The sequence below is a fragment of the Rhizobium sp. BIGb0125 genome, assembly GCF_024810055.1.
In the GTDB taxonomy this organism is placed as follows: domain Bacteria; phylum Pseudomonadota; class Alphaproteobacteria; order Rhizobiales; family Rhizobiaceae; genus Agrobacterium.
Genome location: NZ_JANUDV010000007.1, coordinates 109,753 through 135,040, shown reverse-complemented (window position 1 = coordinate 135,040; position 25,288 = coordinate 109,753). Strand labels below are relative to the sequence as shown.

21 protein-coding genes and 1 pseudogene are annotated in these 25,288 nt (G+C 54.6%); 8 read left to right on the top strand and 14 right to left on the bottom strand.

The genetic code is table 11. The annotated features are described in order from the left end of the window. Positions 1-5 precede the first annotated feature (5 nt). The 3 genes from M2418_RS19835 to M2418_RS19825 are packed head-to-tail and all read right to left on the bottom strand — an operon-like array spanning position 6 to position 4,153. On the bottom strand, positions 6-1,124 hold the full coding sequence (locus M2418_RS19835; protein WP_259148729.1) for an ABC transporter substrate-binding protein: 1,119 nt from the start codon (positions 1,122-1,124) through the stop codon (positions 6-8). 43 nt (positions 1,125-1,167) lie between these two features. Continuing rightward, on the bottom strand, positions 1,168-2,310 hold the full coding sequence (locus M2418_RS19830) for an ABC transporter ATP-binding protein (protein WP_259148728.1): 1,143 nt from the start codon (positions 2,308-2,310) through the stop codon (positions 1,168-1,170). 1 nt (position 2,311) lies between these two features. Further along, positions 2,312-4,153 (bottom strand): ABC transporter permease, encoded by a 1,842-nt coding sequence (locus M2418_RS19825; RefSeq protein WP_405049454.1) that lies wholly within the window; start codon positions 4,151-4,153, stop codon positions 2,312-2,314. A 380-nt stretch (positions 4,154-4,533) separates the two neighbouring features. Here M2418_RS19825 and M2418_RS19820 point away from each other — a divergent pair, with 380 nt between their 5' ends. Further along, positions 4,534-4,734, top strand: a complete 201-nt coding sequence (locus M2418_RS19820) for a hypothetical protein (protein ID WP_250984451.1) — start codon at positions 4,534-4,536, stop codon at positions 4,732-4,734. Positions 4,735-4,987: 253 nt separating this feature from the next. Here M2418_RS19820 and M2418_RS19815 read toward each other — a convergent pair whose 3' ends face one another. Together M2418_RS19815 and M2418_RS19810 are read right to left on the bottom strand one after the other, a co-directional pair. Next, a complete protein-coding gene (locus M2418_RS19815) occupies positions 4,988-5,230 on the bottom strand; it encodes a hypothetical protein (protein WP_250984450.1) in 243 nt (80 codons plus the stop codon). Positions 5,231-5,599: 369 nt separating this feature from the next. Continuing rightward, complete coding sequence (locus tag M2418_RS19810; RefSeq protein WP_259148725.1) at positions 5,600-6,634, bottom strand: helix-turn-helix domain-containing protein; 1,035 nt, start codon at positions 6,632-6,634, stop codon at positions 5,600-5,602. A gap of 330 nt (positions 6,635-6,964) precedes the next feature. Here M2418_RS19810 and M2418_RS19805 point away from each other — a divergent pair, with 330 nt between their 5' ends. From M2418_RS19805 to M2418_RS19785, 5 genes are all read left to right on the top strand, one after another. Beyond that, entirely contained in the window at positions 6,965-7,225 is a 261-nt protein-coding gene (locus tag M2418_RS19805; RefSeq protein WP_259148724.1) for a hypothetical protein, read from the top strand. A gap of 66 nt (positions 7,226-7,291) precedes the next feature. Then, the gene (locus M2418_RS19800) at positions 7,292-9,250 is read left to right on the top strand and encodes an ABC transporter ATP-binding protein/permease (protein WP_259148722.1); all 1,959 of its coding nucleotides are present in this window, start codon (positions 7,292-7,294) and stop codon (positions 9,248-9,250) included. Between the two features lie 127 nt (positions 9,251-9,377). Then, the gene (locus M2418_RS19795) at positions 9,378-10,334 is read left to right on the top strand and encodes a DUF808 domain-containing protein (protein WP_259148720.1); all 957 of its coding nucleotides are present in this window, start codon (positions 9,378-9,380) and stop codon (positions 10,332-10,334) included. Between the two features lie 99 nt (positions 10,335-10,433). Continuing rightward, positions 10,434-11,339 carry a Ku protein gene (locus M2418_RS19790; protein ID WP_250984445.1) on the top strand — a complete coding sequence of 302 codons (906 nt, stop codon included), beginning with the start codon at positions 10,434-10,436 and terminating at the stop codon, positions 11,337-11,339. A gap of 12 nt (positions 11,340-11,351) precedes the next feature. Beyond that, positions 11,352-12,161, top strand: coding sequence for a Ku protein (locus M2418_RS19785; protein ID WP_250984444.1), 810 nt, complete (start codon positions 11,352-11,354; stop codon positions 12,159-12,161). A gap of 20 nt (positions 12,162-12,181) precedes the next feature. Here the strand turns inward: M2418_RS19785 and ligD are convergent, their stop codons facing one another. Next, positions 12,182-14,824: a DNA ligase D gene (gene ligD, locus M2418_RS19780; RefSeq protein ID WP_259148717.1), complete on the bottom strand. Its 2,643-nt coding sequence runs from the start codon at positions 14,822-14,824 to the stop codon at positions 12,182-12,184. Between the two features lie 161 nt (positions 14,825-14,985). Here ligD and M2418_RS19775 point away from each other — a divergent pair, with 161 nt between their 5' ends. Then, on the top strand, positions 14,986-15,195 hold the full coding sequence (locus M2418_RS19775; protein ID WP_259148715.1) for a molybdopterin-binding protein: 210 nt from the start codon (positions 14,986-14,988) through the stop codon (positions 15,193-15,195). Positions 15,196-15,211: 16 nt separating this feature from the next. Here the strand turns inward: M2418_RS19775 and M2418_RS19770 are convergent, their stop codons facing one another. The 8 genes and pseudogenes from M2418_RS19770 to M2418_RS19735 all read right to left on the bottom strand — a co-directional run bounded on the left by M2418_RS19770 (position 15,212) and on the right by M2418_RS19735 (position 23,901). Continuing rightward, positions 15,212-15,703, bottom strand: a complete 492-nt coding sequence (locus M2418_RS19770; RefSeq protein ID WP_259148713.1) for a GAF domain-containing protein — start codon at positions 15,701-15,703, stop codon at positions 15,212-15,214. Between the two features lie 23 nt (positions 15,704-15,726). After that, positions 15,727-15,846: pseudogene (locus M2418_RS19765) on the bottom strand (tRNA (N6-threonylcarbamoyladenosine(37)-N6)-methyltransferase TrmO); the annotation flags it as partial. Positions 15,847-15,976: 130 nt separating this feature from the next. Beyond that, positions 15,977-17,065, bottom strand: coding sequence for a sn-glycerol-3-phosphate ABC transporter ATP-binding protein UgpC (locus M2418_RS19760; RefSeq protein ID WP_310503216.1), 1,089 nt, complete (start codon positions 17,063-17,065; stop codon positions 15,977-15,979). Positions 17,066-17,069: 4 nt separating this feature from the next. After that, positions 17,070-17,897 (bottom strand): carbohydrate ABC transporter permease, encoded by an 828-nt coding sequence (locus tag M2418_RS19755; protein WP_250984441.1) that lies wholly within the window; start codon positions 17,895-17,897, stop codon positions 17,070-17,072. After that, complete coding sequence (locus M2418_RS19750) at positions 17,894-18,781, bottom strand: carbohydrate ABC transporter permease (protein ID WP_192489807.1); 888 nt, start codon at positions 18,779-18,781, stop codon at positions 17,894-17,896. The genes M2418_RS19755 and M2418_RS19750 overlap by 4 nt, the downstream gene beginning before the upstream one ends. 65 nt (positions 18,782-18,846) lie before the next feature. Next, positions 18,847-20,130: an ABC transporter substrate-binding protein gene (locus M2418_RS19745; RefSeq protein WP_259148712.1), complete on the bottom strand. Its 1,284-nt coding sequence runs from the start codon at positions 20,128-20,130 to the stop codon at positions 18,847-18,849. Between the two features lie 40 nt (positions 20,131-20,170). Continuing rightward, positions 20,171-21,463 carry an ABC transporter substrate-binding protein gene (locus M2418_RS19740; protein WP_405049453.1) on the bottom strand — a complete coding sequence of 431 codons (1,293 nt, stop codon included), beginning with the start codon at positions 21,461-21,463 and terminating at the stop codon, positions 20,171-20,173. Positions 21,464-21,522: 59 nt separating this feature from the next. Next, on the bottom strand, positions 21,523-23,901 hold the full coding sequence (locus tag M2418_RS19735; protein WP_259148711.1) for an alpha-L-rhamnosidase: 2,379 nt from the start codon (positions 23,899-23,901) through the stop codon (positions 21,523-21,525). 145 nt (positions 23,902-24,046) lie between these two features. On the opposite strand from M2418_RS19735, the gene M2418_RS19730 reads away from it, so the two are divergent. Next, on the top strand, positions 24,047-25,117 hold the full coding sequence (locus tag M2418_RS19730; RefSeq protein WP_259148710.1) for a LacI family DNA-binding transcriptional regulator: 1,071 nt from the start codon (positions 24,047-24,049) through the stop codon (positions 25,115-25,117). Positions 25,118-25,288 lie beyond the last annotated feature (171 nt).

Here is a 25,288-nt window from a genome sequence, read left to right as displayed (position 1 = left end):
GACAGTTACTTCTTGTAGTTCAAGGCCCAAAGATCCTGCCAATCCTGACGGGCTTCCCAGTCACCGGCGCCGGTAGAGGCGTCATAGGAAAGCAGCTGGTCACGAACCTTGCCAACGCCCGACGGCTCACTGTCTGGCAGGCTGATGGTGGTGTTGGTCGACATTTTGCCGTCCTTCGCCTGCGGCGCGATGCCTTCAGCTGTCATCATGTAACGCAGGAACAGCTTTGCTGCGTTCGGGCTTTTTGTGCCCGACGCAATCAGACCAAGCGAAGGGTAAGTCCAGCCGGAGAAAGGAGACAGACCTGCACAAAGGCCAAGCTTCATGCCGTCCTTGTTATCACGGTACTTGGCCGTGCTGACCAGACCAACAAAGCTATCCTTGGTATCAGGAGCGCCAATCGATTCCGCAGCCGCACCGTCGGAATCGGTCAACAGCGGGCTATTAGCGGCAAGCGCCTTGACCCAGGCAGCGGTAGCGCTGGTCTCGTCAGTTTCCAATGGCTTGCCATATTGCGCCTGATAGGCATCGGCAACAGCCTTGTCGGCGTGGGTGGCCAGCTGGTTGAACCAGTCGGTATAGGACGGCTTGCCAAGCGGATCCTGCATAGCAACCCTGCCCTTCCACTCGGCTTCTGTCAGCTGCCAGATGTTGGAAACAGGGCAGCTGTCATGCAGAGCCGTGTTGTAGGTCCAGACATTCGGCGCAAGAACGATTGTCAGCGGGTCCTGGTAGATCGCCGGGATATCCTTTGCCAGATCTGTTGGCAGCCAGCTCTTTGCATAACCCTTGGCAACGATCTGCGACAGTGCCGCAGGTGCATCTGCCAGAATAACCACGTCAGCCTTGACGTTGTTTGCCTGGGCCTCGCGAATGACGATTTCAAGTGTTTCTGGTGCGCTGGATTTTACGCCAGTAGCCTGAACACCGTATTTTTCCGAAAAGGCCTTCGCCTGTTCGACGATTTTGCCGGTCGAGTCGTAGACGGTAATAGGCGCTTCCTGTTTGGCGGCTTCAATCAGCTTGTCGAGATCGAAAGCCTCTTCGGCGCCGGCATTGGCCGCGCCACACAGAACAGCGGCAGACAGCATCAGAGAGGAGAGCAAAGTACGGGAATGTCTCATCGGTATTCCTTTGAGTGATTTGAACAAAGATGTTTTCGTGAGGTTATGCGAGTAGAAGTGCCGGACGCTCGGTTCCGGCTGGGTGTGCCGCGCTTGGGGCGCGGATTTCGGTCGTATCGAAACGCTGGCCAGCAGCATCGAACAGGTAAAGACCCTCGCGGCGCGCAAAACAGCTGATGATGTCACCCTGCTTTGCGGTTGGCCTGCTGTGCGTAGAGTGAAACAGTCGTTCTGAACCAAGGGACAGTTCGATGATCCAACTGCCACCGGTCGGCATGATGCTTTCAAGCCGCAACGCGCCAAGTGGCACGGCGTTTGACGTCTCTGACAGGGAAATTTCCTCAGGCCGCAGTCCGATCGACGCTGCGCCCGTCAAGTCAAGGCTCTCGGACAGGCGGGCGGCAAAGCCATCACCGCTTGGTGTTCCGTCCAAAGCGATCATGTTGATTGGCGGATTGCCGATAAACTCCGCAACGAACCGATTGACCGGACGTGAATAGATATCATCGGGCGCACCGAACTGCTGCAAACGCCCGCCACTCATCACGGCAATGGTGGTGGCAAGCGTCATCGCTTCCCACTGGTCATGGGTGACGAACACGATTGTTGTGCGAAACTCCTCATGCAGACGACGCAATTCGGCGCGCATTTCCAGTCTGAGCGCAGCATCGAGATTGGAGAGAGGCTCATCGAGAAGAAGGATGCCGGGATTAACCGCCAGCATGCGCGCCAATGCCACGCGCTGCTGCTGGCCACCGGATAGCTGCGCGGGATAACGCGATGCGTAATCGCGGATGCGCAGCTTTTCCATCACATCATTGACCTTGGCGCGACGCTCCGCTTCCGGCAGCTTGCGCAGGCGCAACCCGAAATCGATGTTCCGCTCCACGGTCATATGCGGCCAGAGCGCATAGCTCTGGAACACCAGACCGAGGCCGCGCTTTTCCGGCGGCACAAAGGCGGAGGCCGGAACACTGTCCACAAGCTTATCGCCAATGGCGATTTCGCCGTCGCTCAGATGTTCAAGGCCCGCAATCATGCGCAATGTCGTGGTCTTGCCACAACCCGATGGTCCTAGCAGGCACATGAACTCGCCATCTGCGATAGTCAGGTTCAGGCCCTCGACGGCGGCGTTGCCGTGGCGAGCGTAATTCTTGGTGACATTGGTCAGGGTGATATCGGGCATGTCAGCTCTCCAGTCCCTTGGCAATGCCATTGCCGGTGAGACGGTTGATAAGAATGGTGCCGAACAGCGCCAAGAACGCGATCATCAGCACCACGGCATTGGCTGCCTGGGTGTAGTTGTAATCAACGAGACGCAGCGAATAGGTGGTCAGGACATCGGTTGCCGGCACGGCCAGGATGATGAACAGGCTGACGCCCTTGATGCCGGAGATGAATGGCAGCAGGATTGCGCTGGCCAGCGCCCGTTTCTGGATCGGCATCACGATGCTGAACATACGACGCCACCAACCGGCACCCGCGATGCGAGCAGCCTCCTCCGGCTCTTTGCCCAGCTGCGCCATGGCCGCAATGCCGGACCGCGAGGCAAATGGCATCTGATCGGCAATCAGTGCGAGAATAAGGATAATCGACGTACCGTATAGCGCTGGCAGCGGACCACGCGGCACCGCAAATAGCGTCAGGATGGCAGCTGCAAACGCAATTCCTGGCACCAGATATGGCAGGAACGTAATCTGGCGCAGGAAATTACCAAGTGCGGCAAAGGGGCTGCGAATGACTACATACCCGACCAGCAGGCCGAGAACACCGGATGCAAGTGAGGCCACGCCAATGATCACCAGGGTATTGAGGCCAGCGCTCCAGAATTCCGGCGTCATCAGAATGCCGTTTCTTAGGGCAACGGTGTCGAGGTTGGCGCCGATCCAGTAATCGAAGGTGAAATTTTCGGGCGAGAAACGACCCGGCACACGCATGATGGTCGACAGAAACAAGGTCAGCAGCGGGATCACCACACCGACGGTAAAAAATGCCAGCGTGAAAATAGTGGCAGGCATCTGCCAGCGCCCCAGCGGACGGCGGCGATCCATCGCTCCCTTGCCACCGATGATCGCAAACCGGCGCGCCTCGCGCATCATTCTGGTATCGATGTAGAGTGTGACCACACCAATCGCCATGATGACCGCGGCCATCACTGCGGCCATGCCGGTCTGCCGCGTGGAGATTGCGCGATAGAGCGAAGTCGAAAGCGTGTCGAAACCGACGGGAAGGCCAAGCACGTAAGGCACGGCAAATTCTCCGATACAATCGGCAAGGATCAGCAGTCCGCAGGACAAAAGTGCGGGGCGCATCAACGGCAGCACAATCTGAAATGCCACGCGGCGACGGCTGGCACCCAAAATACGTGCGGAATCTTCCAGCTGGGCATCAAGACGCTGCAGCGCGCTGCCCAGGATCAAAATGACGAAGGGCGCATAATGCAACGACAGGATAATGATCATCGGTAACCGACCATAAGCCAGCCAGTCCGGCGTTGAAAAACCAAGCGTCTCCAGCCAACCGGGCTGACCGCCAACCGTGCGGTTCTTGAAAATTGTGGTCCAGGCAAGCGCCAGCGTCCAGGTCGGCAGCATGAACGGAATGATCAGTGCCGTCGCAAACCAGCGACGTCCCGGCAGCTCTGTGCGGTTGACCAGCCAGGCCAGTACACCGCCAACTGACATGGAAAGAACAATAGAACCAATAGCAATCGAGGCGGTATTCAACATCGGCTGCCACAGCAGGATGCTCGACATGCGCGAGACGAAAGCACGCGTCACATAATAGAGGGTGAATGCGCCTTCCGGAGCTCGAGTGCGCGCAGCATCGCCAATCTGCACAATAGCCACATTGACGAGGATCGAAATGACTGGCGCGAGGATCAACAGCAGGAACACGACAGCCAAAGCAATGCCGATGAACATTACCGGCTCATGGCTTATGACCGTGAGATGATGTCGCAACCGTCTGTATGGCGCATTGCCCGATGCAAGGCGTGCATCTTTTTCTACGTGCCTTATGTCCACCATCTTGGCGCCCTCTCGTATTCACGGGGCGACCATAGGCAGATCACATGACAGCCAAATGACACATTGCACATATGTGCATTAGAAAAACTGGCCAATAAACGTCCAATAATATTCGAAATGTAGAATGTTTAGCACGTAGGTGCACAGCATTTTCCGCGATATTTTCCACGTCAACAGCGCACAAAAACGCGTGCTTGTTATTGTTTTGCAGCGCTTTGAGAAGCGAAAAACCTCTCTCGCTGCACCACTGACTTAAACATTCGTGGCAAAAAATTGCGCGCACAGATTGCCAAACGGAAAATCCTACTTTAGAATCATTCTAGAAAAAATGAGTATCAATCTCATGTTTCTGCGTAATTTTACAAAGAAGGAAACTACACATGTCGAACAAAGCGTCCTGCAAAGCCTGCTCGTTCTATGAAGACCACGCCGCAAATGCTGGTACAGTTGCCGCAGACGCTGGCCTCTGTCGTTTCAACCCACCGGTTTCGCAGCCAGACGCCAATGCGCGTGGCCTGTGGCCGGTCGTAACCGGTAGCGATTGGTGCGGCCATTTCGACGGTGACAACAAGGCTGCATAAGCAACCTGTTTGTTTTTGACGAAGACAGCCATTGGCTGTCTTCGTTGCATGCCTGATCACACGATCAGCGCAACTTGCCTTTGCAACGGCAGGTTCATTCATACACATCGACGATATGTCGAGCCGAATTTCCAGAGACTGTCTTTTGAGGAGCTGATAAGCCTGCTCTGATGAGGGAGCCTCTCACGCCAAGGGGTTGGCCGCCAACCCTCTTCGTGGCTTGACGAATACTCCCGCCTGACAAGACCTTGTCTTACTGCCAAAACCAATCGAAAAATCGTTCTGGATGGCGATTGGTTTGCCGGATGCTTTTATCTGCCGCCTCAGAAGCCGCCTCAGACGGGTCATCGCAAAACCAGAGAAAATTTTGTTCCGTCTCAACCAGTTCCCGCTTGAAGGACCACACTGCGCGGTCGGCCTTTTCAAAATCGGCAAGCACGATCACCGGTGAAAATTCGCTGTGGAGGTGAAGCAATATTGGATCCTGATCTGACATATGCATTCTTACGGCACATCCCCATTTTCCTGTGCTTTTCCCATCAAAAGCACCGTGACTCTCATGTCTTTCCCTTGCAGGAAATGACTGGTGTTGGGCGCTGTGAAACTGGCCTTCTAACACCGACGTGCATAATGATTGCGACCGGCATTAGGTTCCCGCCTCAATCGAGAAAAGGTCGTGCCTTCTGAGCCACCAAAAATAAACCCGGTGAAACCGGGTTGGGACGATATGAGGGAAGATTGGGATATAATGTCGGATCAACCGATATCATGCCAACAATTCAAAGGCTTGCGCCTACAACCTCTGCGAATAAAGCTGCCCCACATGCCTGTTTTTTATTGTACGAAACCCTGAGGGGACTTTGGATTACTGGCGCATCTGCAATTTGTCGAGCCAGTTATGCATCCAATTATCGGCATCACCATCCAACATATTTTTCAGCTGCGCAGCAGCGCCGATATCCCGAATGGCCTCACTGGGGCGAATGCCGAAATATTGCTGAAAAGCGCGGGAAAAGGTGTCCTCATTGGAAAAACCGCAGGAATAGGCAAGTTTCGCCACTGCTCCACGGCCGGTCCCGACCGATGCCAGTTTCAATCTCGCCAGCTTGAGCCGACGCTCTCGGATATATTCACCAACTCCACCAACCGGTTCAAACAGCCGGTAAAGCGCAGAGCGCGATAAGCCAAACTGATACATGATCATATCGGTCGACAGAGACAAGTTTGTCAGGTTGCGCTCGATGAATGTCTGGATCGTTTGCAGGTTTACATGCGTCAGCGTATCGAACCGCGTGGTAACGGCACCGGTAAATGCACTGGACAACAAGGCAGATGTGGATTCCACCAGAAGCTGCCCCTCCGTCTGGCTTAATGTCGGCGCACGCCGTGCGATAGACAGCATGTAATCGCTGAGAATGACCCCAAGTGTCGATGAACCTTCAACGCGCGCGCCGTGAAGATTATCAACAACTTTTGGCATCAACCGCATCATCTGACGTGGAATGACCAGGCTGATGATGTCCATATTGCTGGCGTAAGACTGCATCGGGCGGCTGAGATCGAAACAGACGATGTCGCCCGTTACTCCCTTACCGTAACCCCCATCCGCATTATACGAACACTCGCCTTTCACGTAGAACTGCACCAAAAGGTGATCGACCGCAGTTGCGGATACCAGGGCACCGGACCGATGAAACTGCTGCGGGCTCGCCGACGATTTGCCGATCAGGAACTGGCCGGGATTATAGGTCGCCAGATCGGCACTGAAAGTATTGAAATCATTATCCGTGGGAGTGGCATCAAACAGGCTGGCAATGCCTGTTCGCCAATACTCGTAATTGTTCTCACGGCTCAGTTGCGATGAACGAATAATATGATGCTCAACATTCGCTGGGCTCAAGATTTCTTACTCTGCAAACTGCGGTTGACGTGCTCAACATGAATTTGAACGCTGGAAATGCTCGTGTCAAATTTGACGAATATCAATATTTGTCCAATACCGTCTCTAGTAACAGTTATCGCTGACAATCGTATTCAGATTGAATTCTGACAGATTAACCATTGCCTGATGTCACGCCATTTCTATTCAAGCCTCCCTTAGGGAACCATGAGCGTGTCTGGCTGTTAAAGCAGAACAGGGAACAAACACATCCGGGCTGGGTCCTATCTCCACTCTCAAGATCAACAGCATGACCAACGAACTGTGGAATAGATACCGGAGACATGAACCATGACGAAAGTTGCCAAACAAACCAGCCACAAACGTTTTGATGCCAGAGATCGTTTGATCCTCGCGCTTTACGCGCAGTTGCGTGCCGAGCGGGAAACCCGCGAAGCGATGGAGTGGGTAATGCGCAATGGCGGACTTTCGCCGGAAGTGCTGGAGGCCATTGCTTCAGACCCCATTCCGGTTGTTACGGCCGATGACATAAAAACCGTAGAAAACTCTCTCAAACATATGCAGCTGGACCATGGAAGCGTTCACCCATGACACGCGCCATCTCGCCAGTACCATCTACCAAAAAACCCTTCAACCAAGATCAGTGGCGACCATTTGATGGGAAACCGCCCTGAAACTGCCTGCCAAGGTCTACCCCGGCAACAACAACCTATTTCACAAAGACTGAGCAGGCGAAGAATGAACACAAGTGCCGCGTCAACACCTGATGCTCCGTTGCCAGAACGGGAACTCACAGCCGAAGAAAAAGAGAAGGCACGTCGCAAATATCTGCTGTCCCGTTTTTGGGAAAGCGCGCGTGGTTTCTGGAGCCGAAGCGGTGAAAAGCTTGCCTGGCCATTTTCGATCGTGCTGGTGGCTTTGCTGTGCACCAATGTCGTTTTTCAGTACGGCATCAATGTGTGGAACCGAAACCTCTTCGATGCCATCGAAAAACGCGACGCTAGCACCGTCTACTTCTTGAGTGCTATCTTCATACCGCTTGTGTTTGGCAGCATGTCGCTGGTCGTCATCCAGGTATTTTTCCGTATGAAGATACAGCGCCGTTGGCGTTCCTGGCTAACAACAGGGATCATCAATCGCTGGCTGGCGAACGGTCGTTACTATCAGCTCAATTTGATAGGCGGCGACCACAAAAACCCGGAAGCACGCATGTCTGAAGATTTGCGGATTGCGACCGAGGCGCCCGTGGATTTTGTCGCTGGCGTCGTTTCTGCATTTTTGTCTGCGTCCACCTTCATCGTTGTTCTCTGGACCATTGGTGGTGCGTTGACCATCACCATCGCCGGAACCACCGTCACCATCCCCGGTTTTCTCGTCATTACCGCGATCCTTTATGCCACCATCACATCGACCTCAATGGTGGTGATTGCAGGCAATTTTGTGCGGATTTCGGAAGTGAAAAACCAGGCGGAAGCCGAGTTCCGTTATACGCTGACACGTATCCGGGAAAATGGTGAAAGTATCGCCTTGTTGGGCGGCGAAGAAGAAGAACGCAGCGACCTCAACAAAACCTTCTCCCATGTGCTTCATCAATGGGCACTGATTGCCCGGCAATATATGCGCACAACACTGGTGTCGCAGGTGTCCAGCCTGTTTGCACCTGTCGTTCCAATTCTGTTGTGCGCACCGAAGTTTCTTGATGGAAGCATGTCGCTGGGACAGGTCATGCAGGCGGCATCGGCTTTTGCCATTGTGCAGGGTGCATTTGGCTGGTTGGTCGACAACTACCCCCGACTCGCAGACTGGAATGCCAGTGCCAGGCGTGTGGCATCGCTGATGGTGTCGCTCGATGGACTGGAACGCGCCGAGAAAAGCGACGCGGTCGGCCGGGTTAAACACGGCGACACTCAGGGCGAGGCCATTCTCAGCCTCAATGATCTCTCTGTATCGCTGAACGATGGCACAGCTGTCGTCACAGAGACCAAAGTCCTGATAAACCAGGGAGAACGGGTCCTAATATCGGGCGAGTCCGGCTCCGGGAAAAGCACGCTGGTACGCACCATCGCCGGCCTGTGGCCATGGGGTGAAGGAAGCGTCGACGTGCATCCCGGTAAACGGTTGTTCATGCTGCCGCAACGCCCCTATATCCCCTCGGGAACACTGGGTCGTGCTGTTGCCTATCCCGGCGCATCGGATGAATGGCCACTTGATGAGGTAAAATCGGCGCTCGACAAGGTGGGACTGGGCCATCTGGGCGCAAAGATTGAAGAGGACGCCCCTTGGGACCAAACCTTGTCTGGTGGCGAAAAACAGCGCCTGGCATTTGCGCGCCTGCTGCTTCACAGGCCGGATATCATCGTGCTTGACGAAGCAACTTCCGCACTGGACGAAAAAAGCCAGGACAAGATCATGCAGACGCTGATCGATGAATTGCCTGACGCAACGATCCTGAGTGTCGCGCATCGGGCCGAGCTGGAGGCCTTTCACAGCAGGAAGGTAGTCTTGGAACGACGGGAAGGCGGTGCGAAGCTTGTCAGCGACGTCGATCTCGGCCGTCACCATAAAAAGCGCAACGTTTTCAAACGCCTGATCCCAAAGCCACGTTTGCTTCGATAGAGGGAAAAATCTGGCAGCTGCACGCCTGTTTCCGATTGCCCGAAACACTCAGGCTCTCTACAACTGCCGGTGTCTACTAAATCCCGCTGATTGTTTCAACCAACCCCCGCAAATATGGAGAATACCCGTGGCGACTGGCCTGATTGCTCTTCTTGATGATATCGCAGCAATAGCCAAGCTGGCCGCTGCGTCTCTCGACGATGTTGCTGGCCAGACCGCCAAGGCAAGTGTCAAGGCCGCAGGTGTGGTCATTGACGATACCGCCGTCACGCCAGCCTATGTCATTGGGCTTTCGCCAAGCCGCGAGCTTCCCATCATCGGGCGTATTGCGCTTGGTTCACTACGAAACAAGCTGCTGTTCCTGCTACCGATTTGCCTGCTTCTTGGATATTTTGCGCCATTCCTGATAACGCCACTGTTGATGATTGGCGGCATGTATTTATGCTTTGAGGGCGCCGAAAAAATCTATGGGGCATTTTTCCCGCATGCGGCCCATGACATGGCTTCAACTGGCGCAATCGTTGATCAGGCCACACTGGAGGCGCAGAAGGTCTCCGGCGCGATACGGACCGACTTTATTCTTTCTGCTGAAATCATGGCGCTGACGCTGGCAGAAGTTTCGACGTCTGATATGTACACGCAAGCGGCCGTATTGGCGGGTGTCGGCATTCTCATTACCGTTGCCGTCTATGGCGTGGTCGCCGTCATCGTCAAAGCCGATGACATAGGACTTCATATGGCCAAGACCGGCCGCTCATTTGTGCGCTCGTTTGGCGAAGGCCTCGTAAAAGGCGTTCCGGTTTTTCTCAAGGTTCTGGCGCTGGTTGGCACGGCAGCTATGTTGTGGGTCGGCGGCAGTATTATTGTGCACGGCCTTGCCGGCCTCGGTTTTCACCTGCCGGAACACATCATCGAGCAGGCGACCCACGCCGTGCAAAACGGAACCCCTGTGCTTCCGGGTGTTCTTGGCTGGCTCACTGCCTCCGTATTGCAGGCAATTCTCGGCATCGTTCTGGGTGGTGTTGTGATTGCGATCCTCAGCTTCATCAATTCAGTCAGGGGCAAACCAAGTTCTGCTCATTAACCCATCTTATCTAATTCTGCAGATGATTGCGCTCGACAAGGAACGTTTATCCATGCTGCGCTGTTGAACCACATTGCCAAAGTCTGAAAGGACAAGCATATGGTTTCCCCGCGCGCGAACTGGAAAGGCTTCATCAAATTCGGCGAAGTGTCTTGTCCAGTAGCACTCTATACCGCCGCGTCGTCGGCAGACCGCATCAGCTTTAATGTGCTCAACCGGAAAACCGGAAACCGGGTACGTCGAGCATTTGTCGATGGTGAAACCGGGGATATTGTTGAGCGTGACGATCAGGTCAAAGGTTATGAAATTGATGACGGGCGTTATGTCGTCCTTGAGCCGGAGGAAGTGGCAGCAGCCATTCCCGATAGCGACAAAACGCTGACGATAGAGGCGTTCATACCTTGCTCGCAGATCGACAATGTATATTTCGACAAACCATATTACCTGGCACCCGAGAAAATGGGAGCTGAAGCGTTCGCATTGTTGCGTGAAGGCATGGAAAAAGAAAACGTCGCAGCCATCGCCCGCACCGTGCTGTTCCGTCGCCTGCGGACTGTCCTCATTCGTCCTCACCATGACGGTTTGATCGCCTCAACGCTCAATTTCGATTACGAAGTTCGCTCCCCGGAAGAGGCTTTTGAAGAATTGCCCGATCTGAAGATCGAAGGCGAGATGCTGGAGCTTGCCGAACACATCATCGGCACCAAGACAGGCAAATTTGACGTCAGCAAATTCGATGATCGTTACGAGGCGGCAGTAACCGAACTGGTTAAGGCCAAGATTGAAGGTCGGTCGCTACCAAAACGCAAAGCACCGGTCGCGTCAAAGCCAGGCGACCTGCTTAAGGCACTCCGTGAAAGTGCAGGTATGGGCGAAGGCAAAGTCACAAACAAACGGTCTGCGGCCAACGCCAACAGAGGAAAAAAAGCCGACACCGGAGAGAAAGCAGACAAGACTGCCTCGAAGCCCAAACGCACCGCCAGCAAAACACGGCGAGCAAGCTAAACGGAGATTGCCATGGCCATTCGCCCTTATTGGAAAGGTTATCTCAAGCTGTCACTGGTGACGTGTTCGGTGCAGATGGTGCCAGCGACATCTGAAAGCGACAAAGTCCGTTTTCACACTCTCAATCGACCCACCGGCAACCGCGTTGTCAGCCATTATGTTGATTCTGTAACCGGCAAAGCGGTGAAAGAGGAGGATGAGGTAAAGGGTTATCCCCGCGGTGAAGACGACTACGTCATGCTGGAGGATGACGAGTTGGAAAATGTCGCCCTAGACAGTACCCGGACGATAGACGTTTCTATGTTTACGCCACGAGACAGTATCGACTGGATTTGGCTGGACACGCCCTATTATCTGTCGCCAAACGAACCGGTTGGTCAGGAAGCTTTTTCAGTTATTCGTGATGCGATGGAAGCGCGAAAAATGGTCGGCGTGTCACAGCTGGTCATCTCCCGGCGCGAGCGTGCTGTCATGCTGGAACCCAGAGGTAAAGGCATTGTGTTGTGGACCTTGCGCTATGGTGACGAGGTGCGCGATGAAAAAAGCTACTTTGATGGCATCGATAATGAAAAACCGGAGCCCGACACCCTGTCTCTCGTTCGGAAACTGATCAAAAAACAGACCCGTGACTGGGATGCAAAAATGGTCATTGACCCCGTGCAGGATCGGTTGCTCGACATTATCGAAAGCCGCAAAAAAGCACTGAAAAAGACCTCAAAAACCAAAACAAAAAAGCCGGCAGTGGAACCGCCCGACAACGTCATCAACATCATGGATGCACTGCGTAAATCGCTGGCAGGAGAAAAACGGTCACGAAAATAATGTACCGACCGATCCACATCTCACTCCGGAGATATGGCCTTGATCTTCGCCAGACGTTTTATGGCCTGTGCAAGTGAACGTTCGCTGTCACAATAATCCTGCCAGGCAGAGGTCTTCTGCAACAGGCCCGGCACTGTGCGGATGGTGAAACGTTTGGGATCCAGATCGGATTTGACCTGAGTCCACGTCATAGGCATGGAAACCGTCGCTCCCGGCCTAGCGCGTGGAGATAGCGGAGCCACTGCCGTCGCCATGCGGTCATTGCGCAGGTAATCCAGAAAAATTCGGCCATCCCGTTGGTTCTTGGCCATCTTGGTCAGATAGAGTTCCGGACTATCGCTGGCCATCTGTTCGCAAAGATTACGGGCAAAGGCCTTGGCATCGTCCCAGTCGGGGCCAGAGCTTTTGGGCGCAGCAAGTGGTGTCACGACATGCAGGCCCTTGCCGCCGGTGGTCTTGCAAAAACCGATCAGCCCCACCTCCTCCAGCCGATCGCGAATTTCTCTCGCCGCAGCAACGATTGCGGAAAATTCGACACCCGGACCAGGGTCAAGGTCGAACACCAGACGGCCAGGCACTTCGATACGGCCAGGATCACAGTTCCACGGATGAAGTTCCGTGCCACCAATCTGCGCAATCGCCGCCAGTCCCTCAACGCGGTCAATTTGCAGATATGGCTGTTTGTCGCCACTGATTGTCACAAGTTCCAGCAGGTTGGATGTGCCGCGCATGGCATGGCGCTGGAAAAACTGCTCGTCACCAATACCATCAGGTGTCCGCAATATCGAACATGGGCGTCCCTTGAGATGGCCAATCATCCACGGACCGACAGACTGGAAATAATGCGCAAGCGCCAGCTTACTTACCGGTTCGCCATCTCCCGCATCCGGCCACAGCGGTTTGTCAGGATGTGAGATCATCACACCCATGACCTCCGCCTTTTTACCTTTGGCCAGCCGAGCTGATTTGCCCTTTTGTGGTTCAGGCACATCGGATTTTTGCGGATTTGCAGGCATCTCAACCTCGACTTCTGCCGCGGGTTTGTCTTCCCGCAGTCCCTTGAAGGCAGCCTGCCGCACCTGCCCGTCGGCAGTCCATCCGGCAAACTCGATTTCCGCGACAAGTTCTGGCTTTAGCCAAACGATATCAGCGCTTTGTTTCGGTGCACCTACGCCGGTAAAGGGAGACTTTGAAGTCTCCATTTCCCGCAATTTCGGCAAAATTTCTTGCACGACCTTGGCGCTGTAACCCGTGCCCACCCGGCCGACATAAACAAAATGATCGCCACGATTGACACCGACCAGCAGGGAGCGGAATTTCCCGTTGGTTGTGGCATAGGCACCGATGACAACTTCATGGCCAGCACGGCATTTGGATTTCGCCCAACTGTTAGTCCGCCCGGAACGATAGGGCGCGTCACTTTTTTTCGACACGATACCTTCAAGCGAAAGACGGCAGGCGGATCGCAGAACCGCATCGCCACCGGTTTCAAAATGCTCGACATAACGCAAGCGTGTGTCAGCATCGGCCTCAGCAAGCAGAGTTTCCAGCCGTAGTTTACGCTCGGTCAGTAGCAGGTCGCGAATATCCTGCTCGCCGTCAAACAACAGATCAAACGCAAAGTAGACAAGGCCACCGGTCTGCTCTTCGGATAGTGCTGCCTGTAGTGCCGCGAAATCCGGTGCGCCATGATCATCAAGGGCGCAGATTTCCCCATCGATGATACCATCAGAAAGGCCGGACGCGGCCTTGGAAATGGCACTAAACTTCTCTGTCCAGTCAAGACCTTTGCGGGTCTTCAGGATTACCTCACCATCTTCAATCCGCATTTGAATGCGGTAACCGTCGAACTTAATTTCGTGCAGCCAGCCTTTGCCTGCAGGCGGCCGCGTCAAGGTCTGGCAAAGTTGTGGCGGCACAAAAGCCGGGATTTTTGATTTTTGACGGCCCGATTTCTGAGCACCAACAGATGCTGACTTTCGTTTGTCTGCAGCAAGGCCGTTATTGCTGTCCCAGACAGCATCGGCTTCGATATCGCCACTCTTCATCATGAAAGGTTTGGGTTTCCTGCCGTTGCCAGACGCGATTGTTTCCATGGAACGGCCGGAGGCGACCGACGTCATGTTATTGTCGAGAACGGCGGCGCCGTCCCCCTCAACGGAAAAGTCATCATTGTGCTTGATAAGCAGCCAGTTGGTGCGTTTGCCACCGTTTCGATCATGACGCATGCGAACCAACACAAAACTGCCATGCAGACGGTCACCCTCCAGCGTGAACTTCAGGTCACCCTTTTTTAAAGCCTCTTCGGCTGTCATATCGCCTTCCGGCTCCCAGTAGCCTCGATCCCACAACATGACAGTGCCGCCACCATATTGTTTTTTGGGAATGGTGCCCTCGAAGTCACCATATTCAAGTGGGTGGTCCTCTACCTCGACAGCCAGACGCTTGTCACGCGGATCAAGCGACGGGCCTCTGGTCACTGCCCAGGATTTGAAAACCCCATCCAATTCCAGTCGCAGATCATAATGCAACCGGGTCGCATCGTGTTTCTGAATAACAAAACGCAGGCGATTTGAGCTCTCCGGACGACCCGAACCGCTTGGCTCTTTGGTCACCTTGAAATCACGCTTCTGCTTGTAGGTAGAGAGCTTGTCTCTGTTCATGGACGCACCCGTAACAATCGCTCGAAGACCTGCTTCAGACCTCGGGTTCAACTGCAGTCGCGCGGTGTTTGTTCCTGAGGCGAGGTTAGGGCGTGAAAACTTTACTTCGGTTTCTCATTACGCAACAGCTACGACTGGGTTCAGCATAGCTGGAGAAACTCATGAAGATCAGCGCACGCAATACCCTGAAGGGCAAAATCGTGGAAGTAACCAAGGGCGCGACAACCGCACATGCGCGCTTTGATATCGGCAATGGCGTTGTTATGACGTCATCCATCACAAATGCCGCTGTTAACGAATTGGGTCTAGTGGTTGGTGGTGAAGCCTATGCCGTTATAAAGGCATCAGACGTCATGGTCGCGGTAGATTGAAGGCTAAGCTGACAGATCAGAAATCACTTGCCGCGACATAGAGTGCGGCGAGTGTCTCAAAGCCTGCCTGATCCTCCAGGTCGAAGCGACCCGGCAGCGGACTATCGAGGTCAAGCACACCGAGAATGCGCCCATCCTTGACCAGCGGCACCACCAGTTCCGAACGCGAATTCGCATCGCACGCAATATGACCTGGAAAAGCGTGAACGTCAGGCACAAGCTGTGTCTTGGCGTCGGCAACTGCGGTGCCGCAAACACCCTTGCCAACCGGAATACGCACGCAGGCAACCTTGCCCTGAAAGGGACCGAGAACCAGTTCGTCCTGCTGTTTCAGGAAATAGAACCCAGCCCAGTTCAGATCCGGTACGAGACCAAAAACTAGCGCGGAAACATTGGCTGCGTTGGCGATGAAATCGCGCTCGCCATGCAGAAGCCCTTCCAGCTGACTGTTCAGTTCGCGGTAGAACGACGCCTTGGCGGTGTTCTCAATCGTCTTGGTCGTAAACATTACATTTGCCCTGTCGGTAGTTTTCAAGCCTTCTGGCAATTGATGACATCACCAGTTTCGAAATCGCCTTGCCGCGTCGGTGCGATCGGCTTGAACAATGGTCTATCCGGTTTCAAATCGATAAGTGGTGTTTCGTCAAGGCAAACGCTAGCTCTTCAGAATTGATCATGCCGATAGTGTCCTGATTGAACCTTACCCTCCCAAAAATAGAAACACCGGCATACAACACCGGTGTTTCCTGATCTGGAGAACGCTACGCGAACTGCAATTCACCTAACCGACATCTGCCAGCAGCGACTTGCCAGCGCTATCAAAAACCACAGCCTTGGTCGGGTTAGCACTTAGCGCCAGACTTTCCCCGCGCTTGAGAGGCTGGTCGCCGTCCAGCACGGCAAGCCACAGAGCACCGGATGGCAATTCCAAGCTGACGATCGTCTCATTGCCAAGCCGCTCAACCAGACCGATCCGGCCAACGATGGAACCATCGGAAGCAGGAGCAAGGTCATGCGGGCGAATGCCGAGCGTCAGCTGATCACCGGTCTTCACTGAGCGTGCGTCGGCTTCGACCGTCAGCTTGACGACGTCCTGTCCGCTGACCGTAACCCGGCTGCCCTCTACTTTGTCGACGCGTACCGGCACGAAGTTCATCTTCGGTGAGCCAATGAAACCGGCAACAAAGAGATTGGCGGGGCGCTGATAAAGTTCCATCGGCGATCCAACCTGCTGCACGACACCAGCGTCCAGCACGACGATCTTGTCAGCCAGTGTCATCGCCTCGACCTGATCGTGCGTGACATAGATCATCGTCGCGCCAAGCTCTTTGTGGAGCTTGGAAATTTCCATCCGCATATCGACACGCAAGGCCGCATCAAGATTGGACAGCGGCTCATCGAACAGAAACACCTCCGGCTGCCGCACGATTGCACGACCAATCGCAACACGCTGGCGCTGGCCGCCTGACAGCTGGCCCGGTTTGCGATCCAGCAGGTGTTCCATCTTCAGGATACGTGCGGCTTCACGGATTTTGCGGTCGCGCTCATCCTTGGGAGTTCTGGCCAGCTTTAGGCCGAAACCGACATTGTCATAGACACTCATATGCGGATAGAGCGCGTAGGACTGAAACACCATGGCAATTCCGCGGTCACGCGGTTCGACATCATTACACAGCTTGTCGCCGATATGCAGTTCGCCCGAGCTGATGTCTTCAAGACCGGCAATCATGCGCAACAGGGTGGATTTTCCGCAACCGGACGGGCCGACGAAAACGACGAACTCACCATGCTTGATCGACAGGTCCACACCCTTGATGACGGGCAGTTCGCCGTAACGTTTGTGGATGGATTTGAGAGAAAGACCAGCCATGAAATTATCCTTTGACGGCGCCGGCGGTCATGCCTGCCACAATCTGACGGTTGAAAAACAGGAAGACGACCAAAGGCGGAATGGTAATCAGCGCGATGTTGGTGAAGAGGAGATTGTAGGACGTGTTGAACTGGCTCTGGAAATTGTAGAGCGTCAGCTGAACCGTCGCATTGGCGTTGCCCGGCAGGTAATAAAGGGGGTTCGTGAAGTCATTGAAGATACCAACCGACTGCACCACGATATTGGTCACCGTTACTGGCCATAACAGCGGCAGGATCACCCTGAAAAACACATCCAGCGGCCGCGCACCGTCGATGATCGCTGCCTCATCCAGATCGCGTGGAATGGTCGCAATGAAGGCGCGGTAGAGGATGATGGTGAAAGGCAGGTTATAGGCGACCTCAATCAGCACCATGCCATGCAGCGTACCGAATAGTTTCAAACCCTGCAGCAGCCAGATGGTTGGTACCACCGCAGGTGGGATCATCAATCCGGCAAGGATCAGGAACTCCACCAACGGGTTCCAGCGGGTTTTGCGACGCGCCAGGACGAAACCGACCATAGCGCCGAACACGACAAGCAGCGTCACGCTGGTAACGGTAAGGATGGTGGAGTTGATGAAAGCGGTCACCAGCATCCAGTTTCGCGTGGTGATCACCGTGACCAAATTGTCCCACAGATGAAACCCTGATGGCCAGGAGAAATCCAGCAGATTGGCCTGTCGCCTGTCCTTGAATGCCATCAGCACAATGAACGCAAATGGGATGACAAAAACGACGAAGGAGATGAGTAGAGCAGCAATGCCGCCAATGGTGGAAGCGCGGGATTTCACTGATGTCCCTCCCTGCGATTGAGGAAGATTGTGATCGGAACAACAAGGATGGCAATCAGGATAAACAGCACCACATTGCCCGCCGTCGACAGTCCGAAAAAGCCTGACTGGTATTGTTTGTAGATCACCGAGGCGATGGTATCGGAAGCAAAGCCCGGTCCGCCCTTTGTCATCGCCCATATCAGGTCGAAGGTTCGAAGTCCGCCGATGAAGGACAGCGTGATGACGGTTGCCGTGGCAGGTCGGCTAAGCGGCAAGGTGATGTAGAAAAAGTTCTGCAGCTTGGTGCCGCCATCGATGCGCGCCGCCTCGTAGTAGTCTTTTGGAATGGCCACGATGCCGGCAATATAGATCACAGTTGCAAGACCCACGCCCTTCCAGACATCAACAAGCGCAACTGAGAACAATGCAAGCTTGGGGTCTGTCAGCCAGCCAGGACCTTTTATTCCCAACAGCGCCAGACCTTCATTGATTGCCCCCTGTGTGGGGTGCATCAGAACAGTGAAGGTAATGCCGACACCGATGGTCGACACCAGCACGGGGAAAAACACCAGTGACCGCAACAGTCCACGCGCCATGATCTGGCTGGTCAGCATCACCGCCAGCAACATTCCAATGACAACCTTGAGACCTGAGGTGATCACCGCATAGATGATGGTGTTAACGAGGCCTTGAATGAGAAAGGGTTCGCGGAAGAACTGAATGAAGTTTTCAAAACCGATAAAGCTTGAACTGAACAGGCTCCAGCGTGTGAGGCTGAAGTAGAAAGATGCAAATGTCGGCAGAAGAAACAGCACGCCGTAGATGACCGCCGCCGGCAGGTAAAACCAGCCGGGATAGGACGACCGACGCGTGGTCAGGGTTGAAACAGCAGATGCGACCATGAGGACTCCAGAGACAAAGGCGGTGGCCTCGGGCAAATCTGCCGAAGCAACCGGATTATCGGCATTTATCTGCCGGACAGACCAAGCTGCTGTGCTTGCTTGCGGACATCTTCATCATAAAGTGCTGCAGCATCGGCTGGCTGGCGAATACCGGTGCCAACTTCCACCGTCAGCTGCTCGAGGATCGGTCCCTTGATCGGCGAGAGGAACTCCAGCGCCGGGGCATTTTTGCCGTTTTCAAAATAGGGCAGAAGATCGGTCACCGACTGCACGACATTGTCAGGCAGCGTGCAGCCCTTGATCAGGTAGGGGCCGTTAATCGCCACGGCCTTGCTTTGCGCTGCACATCCTTCCGGACTTGCAACGAAGGCGAGGAACTGCTTTGCAACATCAATATTGGCCGATGTCTTGGAAATGTAGAAACCAGCCGGCATCCACACGGTGAGGCCAGTGTCTTCAGCCTTGGCGGCGGGCAATGCGAAAAAGCCGACATCATTGATCTGGTCAGGATAACCATCAGAAAGTGCCGGAATGGCAAAGGTGATCATGGGGTAATGGGCGCCCTCGCCCTCGGCGATCATACGCAGACCATCTTCGTAGCGCGCAGCGCCAAAATCTTCATTGAAGAACCCGCCGTCGGAGACTTCCTTGAGATATTCGAAACCGCGCACGGCAGCAGGGGTAGAGGCAAATTTCACCGTCCCTGCGGTATATTGCTCGGCAAAGTCCGGCACCTGCTTCTGCACATTGTAAAAGTCAGCCAAGAGCAACACTTGGCTTGTCCAGGGTTCACCATAGGTCTGGATAACGGCGGGGATACCCGCTTCCTTGATCTTCTGGTTGTTGCTCATGAATTCTGCCCAGCTCGTCGGAACCGACAGGCCAAGTTTTTCGTAGATCTTGCGGTTGTAGAATATGCCACCGGCCTCAGCGGGGCGGGTTGGTACGCCGTAAACACCACTACCTGCCGTCACCACCTGTTTAAAGCTGTCAGCGACATTGTCCATGAACGGTTCGGCACTGAGATCGACAAGTGTCTGCTCCGGTGCCAATGCCTGCAGCAGCGAGCCGGTATTGTACCAGAAAATGTCGGTCATCTGGCCGGTTGCCAGCCGGGTCTTGACGATGTTGTCGCCTTCCCCGCCGCCGGGGCGCGCCTCGATGTCTATCGCGACATCAGGATTTTTCTCCTGAAAGGCCGTCGCCAAAGCTTCGGAAATGGCAATCGTGTGCGAGGCATTATCCACCAGAATGGTCAGGTTGGTTTTTGCCAAGGCTGCGCTTGAAAGTGCAGTCAGGGTGAAAAGGCCAGCGGCAAAAGCCGTCAGGGCAGTTTTGCGTTTTGTCATGTCCTGCTTTCCATATTGGACTGTATTGTATGGTATCGGCTCACCAGCCCGGAAGGCCCAGCTGCTGTGCCTGTTTGCGCGCATCTTCGTCATATCGTGCGGCGGCATCCGCTGGCTCGCGAATGCCTGAGCCGACCTCGACAGTCAGCTGTTCGAGGATCGGGCCTTTGACGGGGGAGAGGAATTCCAGTGCGGGTGCGTTCTGGCCGCCTTCGGCAAAATATGGCAGCAGGTCAGCAACCACTGGCGCTACCTTTTCCGGCAGCTCGCATCCCTTGATCAGGAAGGGACCGTTGATACCGACGGTATCTTCCAGAACCTTGCAGCCATCGGTGCTGGCGACAAAGGCCATGAACTGTTTGGCAAGGTCAGGATTTGCGGATGTCTGGGGAATGTAGAATCCGCCCGGCATCCAGGTGGTCAAACCATTATTGGCTGCATCATCGCCCGGCTGGGCAAAAAATCCCACCTTGTCGAGCAATTCGGGGTAATTGTCTGAAAGGGCCGGTATGGCAAAGGTCAGCATCGGGTAATGAGCGCCCTCGCCATTGACCAGCATACGCAGGCCGTCATTGTAGGTCGCCGCACCAAAATCTTCGTTCATGATATTCGCATCATGAACCTGCTTCAGCCTTTCGAAGCTTTGTGTTGCTGCTGGTGTCTTGGCAAATTTGGCAACGCCTGCAGTAAACTGCGTTGCAAAATCGGGTGCCGCCTTCTGCACGTTGAAAAAGTCAGCGAGAACAAAAAGCTGGCTGGTCCAAGGGTCACCGTAGGTCTGGATAAGCGCGGTCTTGCCAGCTGCCTTGATCTTTTCATTGTTGGCCATGAATTCGGCCCATGTTTTGGGGACATCAAGACCAAGTTCCGCGTAAATATCACGGTTATAGAAAATGCCCCCCGCTTCCGCCGGACTGATCGGCACGCCAAAGACAGCATCTCCAACGCTTACAACCTGTTTGAAGCTGTCAGAAACGTTTGCCATGAACGGTTCTTGGCTCAAATCCATCAAGGTCTGCTGCGGCGCCAGCGCCTGTAGCAGCGATCCGGAATTATAATAGAAAATATCCGTCATCTGCCCGGTCGCCAGCCGGGTTTTGACGATGTTGTCTCCCTCACCACCGCCGGGCCGCGTTTCGATATCAATGGTGATATCCGGGTTTTTCAGCTCAAATGCCTTCACCAATGCTTCCGCCAGAGCCACGGTATTCGGGCCATTGTCGATGAGCATGGTCACCGTGCTCTTTGCCATGACAGGGCCGGACAGCACCGTCATGGTCAATAGACCGGCAGCAAAACCAATCAAGGCATGTCTTCTATGGGTCTTCAGCATTGGTTTCCTCCCTGTTGGCCCACCCCTCCGCAGGCCTGCTGACGCCTTTGCCCTTCGCCTTACGGCGTACGGGCGTTAATCATGAAGTCCTCTTTGACCGCCCGCACCGGCGGAATGAATTTAAAGCTGATGGAATGTTTGCCCGGCGCCAGATCGCGACCGGTAAAGGTGGCGCCGTCAACGGTCACGTCGGTGTAATCATCGGCAAGTTTCAACACGCCGCGTGCACCTTGTGGCACTTCAACCTCATAAAGCGCAGTGTTGCCATTAACGGACCATCCGGCAGAGATCAAACCGCGTGGAGACTGGTGGCTTGCCTGAACCGGAGACAGATCTGGAATGATGGTTGGTTCAAAGACAATGGTGGCAAAACCGGGCTCGGCGGCATCCGGGCGGAAGCCGGCAACAGCCTCAAACAACCACTGGCAAACAGCGCCGTAGGCATAGTGATTGTACGAGTTCATCTGTGGGTTATAGATTGTGCCATCCGCCTGGACCGCGTCCCACCGCTCCCAGATCGTCGTTGCGCCCATCTTTACCTGATAGAGCCAACCGGGCACATTTTCCTGCAGGAACACATCCGCAGCCAGTCCCACCTCGCCAATCTTCAGCAAAGCTGGCAACAGCGCAGGCGTGCCGATGAAACCTGTGCCGATACGTCCCTCGGAACGAGCAATCGTCGCCTTGAAATAGCCCTTGGCCGCTTCCAGATGCTCGTCTGGAATAAGGTCATGAACGATCGCCAGCGCATAGGACGTCTGGTCATCATAGGCCAGACGGCCGGAGGTGGTGATGAACTCACGCTGGAAGGCGGTCTTGACCTGAGCTGCCATATCAGCGAGCCGTTGTGCCACGGCAGCATCACCGGTTATGGACGCGATTTGCGACACCAGATTTGCGGTGATGTAGAGATAAAGCGTTGCTGCGGCGTCATCGCCAATCGTTGGCAGCGGTTTTGCCGAAGGTCCAGATGGCTGTAGCCAGTCACCAAACGAAAAGCCCCGGGCACCCCACTGACGTGGCGGCGAAACAATCGGACCATCGCTGATCGACCAGACAAAATCGACCCAGCGGATCATCGCTGGCAGTGCCTCGGCAAGAATGTCCCTGTCGCCGTAATGGAGGTAGAGTTGCCACGGAATAACAGCAATGGCATCACCCCAGCCGGTCGAACCATAAAAGCCCGGATAAAACTCTGGCTGCTGGCGTGTCGGATCCGGCACCACATGCGGCACAGAACCGTCTTCACGCTGGTCCGCCATGATATCGCGTACATATTTGGCAAGGAAATCATGGGCATCCGCCAGATAGAGCGCAGTGCCTGCGAAGACTTGGGCATCCCCCGTCCAGCCGAGGCGTTCATCACGTTGCGGGCAATCGGTTGGCACTTCGATGAAGTTGCCGCGCTGGCTCCACACAGTGTTGAGAACCAGCCTGTTTACCAGCGCATTGCCAGAGGTGAAGCTGGCCTTCTGCTCGGTAACCGAGCTGATAGGAACGGAGTAAACGTCTGAGATCTTCGCATTACCGGTTGTCGTGATGCGGGCATAACGGAAACCGTGGAAGGTGAAGTGCGGCCGGTATTGTTCGGCGCCCTTGCCAGCCAGCGTGTAAATGGTGTGAGATTCTGCCGTGCGGTAATTCACGTTGTAGAAATTGCCGTCCTTGTCCAGCACTTCAGCATGCTCGACACGGACGCTGTCACCCGCATCGCCGCTAACCGTATAGGCAACGTAACCACCAACATTCTGGCCAAAATCATGCACGGTGCGACCTTCCGCATCCGTCCAGCTTTTGAGCGGCGCAATCGGCGTCATTTCACGCACCGGCGTGGTTTCATGTGCCACAAGGATTGATGGGTCGAACGCCACAACCTCGGAGCCAGCCGTCACTTTCGGCTGAACGCGCGCATCAAATGCCTCGCCGAAATAGATACCCGATTTGACAACCGGCAAAGTGCCACTCTGCCAGGATGCATCAGTGGTAAGCAGCAGACCGGCATCACCCTCGCCAGCTCGCAACTCTGCAATCGCCGCGATCTGGCTACCCCAGGTGTTGGTCAAGCGATGTTTGCCCCACATCAGTGGCGAGCGCAGCCAGCCATCCGCCAGCCATATGGTGATGGTGTTTTCGCCAGCCACCAGCAGATCGCTGACCTCATAGGTCTGGTAAGACAGGCGCTTGTCGTAGGTTGTCCAACCGGGGGTCAGCAGGTCGTTACCAACACGCTGACCATTGATGAAGACCCGATACAGCCCTAGGGCACTGATGCGAAGAACCTCTTTCCCGGTCTTATTTTCCAGAACAAAACTCTTCTGCAGGAAGGAGGCAGGCGTTCCCTCTCCCTTATCCGCAAGTGGCCGTACCATTGGCGCTGTCCACGGGTAATTGGTGATTGAATTGTCTCTCCGGGCGTGCGTTGACACTTTGTCGTGCATGCCGTCCTCCCTCAAATCCAGCTGCAATCATTCATGTAGAATGTTCTACGTATATCGTTCTACACTTTTTTCCGTTTGGCAACCCAATTTGTTCCGATAGAGTGAAAAGACATTGCCCCAGCCTGTTGAAAGGCTTTTGTTAGGCATGCAAACGGCACGATTGAAAGGTACATTTGTGGGTGAAAAAGGAACACGTGGCGGCCGGGTAACAATCCGGGAAGTCGCTGAAGACGCTGGTGTTTCTGTGGCCGCAGTTTCAAAAGTCCTGCGCGATGCCTATGGTGTATCCGACGCGTTGCGCGCCAATGTCCGGGCATCAATGAACAAGCTTGGGTATCGGCCACTTGCAGCCGCACGTGGCATGCGTGGACAGACCTACACGATCGGTTTGCTGCTGCCCGATATCAGAAATCCGTTTTTTGCCGACATCATGACCGGCGTAAATACCGCACTTGAGCGAACGCAATATCGAGCGATGATCGGCATCAGCCATTCGTCGATCGAAACGGAACTGGCGATGGTGGAATCGATGATCGACCGCCAGATGGACGGCCTGTTGATGATCGGTTCGACTGAAGACCGGGAGAATCTGAACAATATCGCAATACGCAAGCCTCTCGTCGCCATCGGACATCATGACCCGGAGGCTCAGGGGTTTGACACGGTCAACAATCACGATCAGCAAGGCGCGATGATTGTCGTCAAGCATCTGGCCGCAAACGGTTATCGCAAGATTGCGATGCTCAGCCTTATTTCCAGCACCTCCACCATTCTGACACAACGCGAGGTTGGATACCGTCGTGGCATGATGGAAGCCGGCCTTGGAAAATATATCAACATCGTACACTCCTCGCAGACGCTTCGCGACGTGCAGTTGACCGCACGCCGCATGTTGACAGCGTCACAGCGCCCCGACGCCATCTTCTGTTGGACCGATCTCATCGCTTTGGGCGTCATCAGCGTCGCCAGAGAGCTTGGCCTGTCGATCCCTGAGGACCTTGCCGTGGTTGGTTATGACAACACGATGTTTTGTGACTTTGCTCAGAACAGGTTGACCAGCATCGACCAATCAGGAGAACAGCTTGGCCTTCAGGCAACGCGACTGTTGATCGAACGCATCAACGGCCGGAATACTGCGGAGCACTTTGTTGTAACACCGCGTATCGTTGTACGCGAAAGTTCAACACCCTCCACCTCGCCAAAAGATCCAATCTGAAGGCACTCTCAGATATCTGAAGCGCTTTCATTAGCGGTAACTCAACTGGCATTTTCTACCGCGCCAATACGGGCTTTATTTTTGCGATTATCACGTCGCGAATCATCGAGCGTAACGGCTGCATAAATCAGGTGGTGAAGTGCGGTCGCACCTCATTTACCGCCCTGCAGG

Excerpts from the sequence above, each read along its gene's own strand:
- M2418_RS19825 (WP_405049454.1), bottom strand. The coding sequence starts at position 4,153 with ATGGTGGACATAAGGCACGTAGAAAAAGATGCACGCCTTGCATCGGGC.
- M2418_RS19745 (WP_259148712.1), bottom strand. The coding sequence starts at position 20,130 with ATGACAAAACGCAAAACTGCCCTGACGGCTTTTGCCGCTGGCCTTTTC.
- M2418_RS19760 (WP_310503216.1), bottom strand. The coding sequence starts at position 17,065 with ATGGCTGGTCTTTCTCTCAAATCCATCCACAAACGTTACGGCGAACTG.
- M2418_RS19800 (WP_259148722.1), top strand. The coding sequence starts at position 7,292 with ATGGGAAACCGCCCTGAAACTGCCTGCCAAGGTCTACCCCGGCAACAA.
- M2418_RS19730 (WP_259148710.1), top strand. The coding sequence starts at position 24,047 with ATGCAAACGGCACGATTGAAAGGTACATTTGTGGGTGAAAAAGGAACA.
- M2418_RS19830 (WP_259148728.1), bottom strand. The coding sequence starts at position 2,310 with ATGCCCGATATCACCCTGACCAATGTCACCAAGAATTACGCTCGCCAC.
- M2418_RS19750 (WP_192489807.1), bottom strand. The coding sequence starts at position 18,781 with ATGGTCGCATCTGCTGTTTCAACCCTGACCACGCGTCGGTCGTCCTAT.
- M2418_RS19805 (WP_259148724.1), top strand. The coding sequence starts at position 6,965 with ATGACGAAAGTTGCCAAACAAACCAGCCACAAACGTTTTGATGCCAGA.
- M2418_RS19775 (WP_259148715.1), top strand. The coding sequence starts at position 14,986 with ATGAAGATCAGCGCACGCAATACCCTGAAGGGCAAAATCGTGGAAGTA.
- M2418_RS19815 (WP_250984450.1), bottom strand. The coding sequence starts at position 5,230 with ATGTCAGATCAGGATCCAATATTGCTTCACCTCCACAGCGAATTTTCA.
- M2418_RS19820 (WP_250984451.1), top strand. The coding sequence starts at position 4,534 with ATGTCGAACAAAGCGTCCTGCAAAGCCTGCTCGTTCTATGAAGACCAC.
- M2418_RS19735 (WP_259148711.1), bottom strand. The coding sequence starts at position 23,901 with ATGCACGACAAAGTGTCAACGCACGCCCGGAGAGACAATTCAATCACC.
- ligD (WP_259148717.1), bottom strand. The coding sequence starts at position 14,824 with ATGAACAGAGACAAGCTCTCTACCTACAAGCAGAAGCGTGATTTCAAG.
- M2418_RS19785 (WP_250984444.1), top strand. The coding sequence starts at position 11,352 with ATGGCCATTCGCCCTTATTGGAAAGGTTATCTCAAGCTGTCACTGGTG.
- M2418_RS19835 (WP_259148729.1), bottom strand. The coding sequence starts at position 1,124 with ATGAGACATTCCCGTACTTTGCTCTCCTCTCTGATGCTGTCTGCCGCT.
- M2418_RS19740 (WP_405049453.1), bottom strand. The coding sequence starts at position 21,463 with ATGCTGAAGACCCATAGAAGACATGCCTTGATTGGTTTTGCTGCCGGT.
- M2418_RS19790 (WP_250984445.1), top strand. The coding sequence starts at position 10,434 with ATGGTTTCCCCGCGCGCGAACTGGAAAGGCTTCATCAAATTCGGCGAA.
- M2418_RS19770 (WP_259148713.1), bottom strand. The coding sequence starts at position 15,703 with ATGTTTACGACCAAGACGATTGAGAACACCGCCAAGGCGTCGTTCTAC.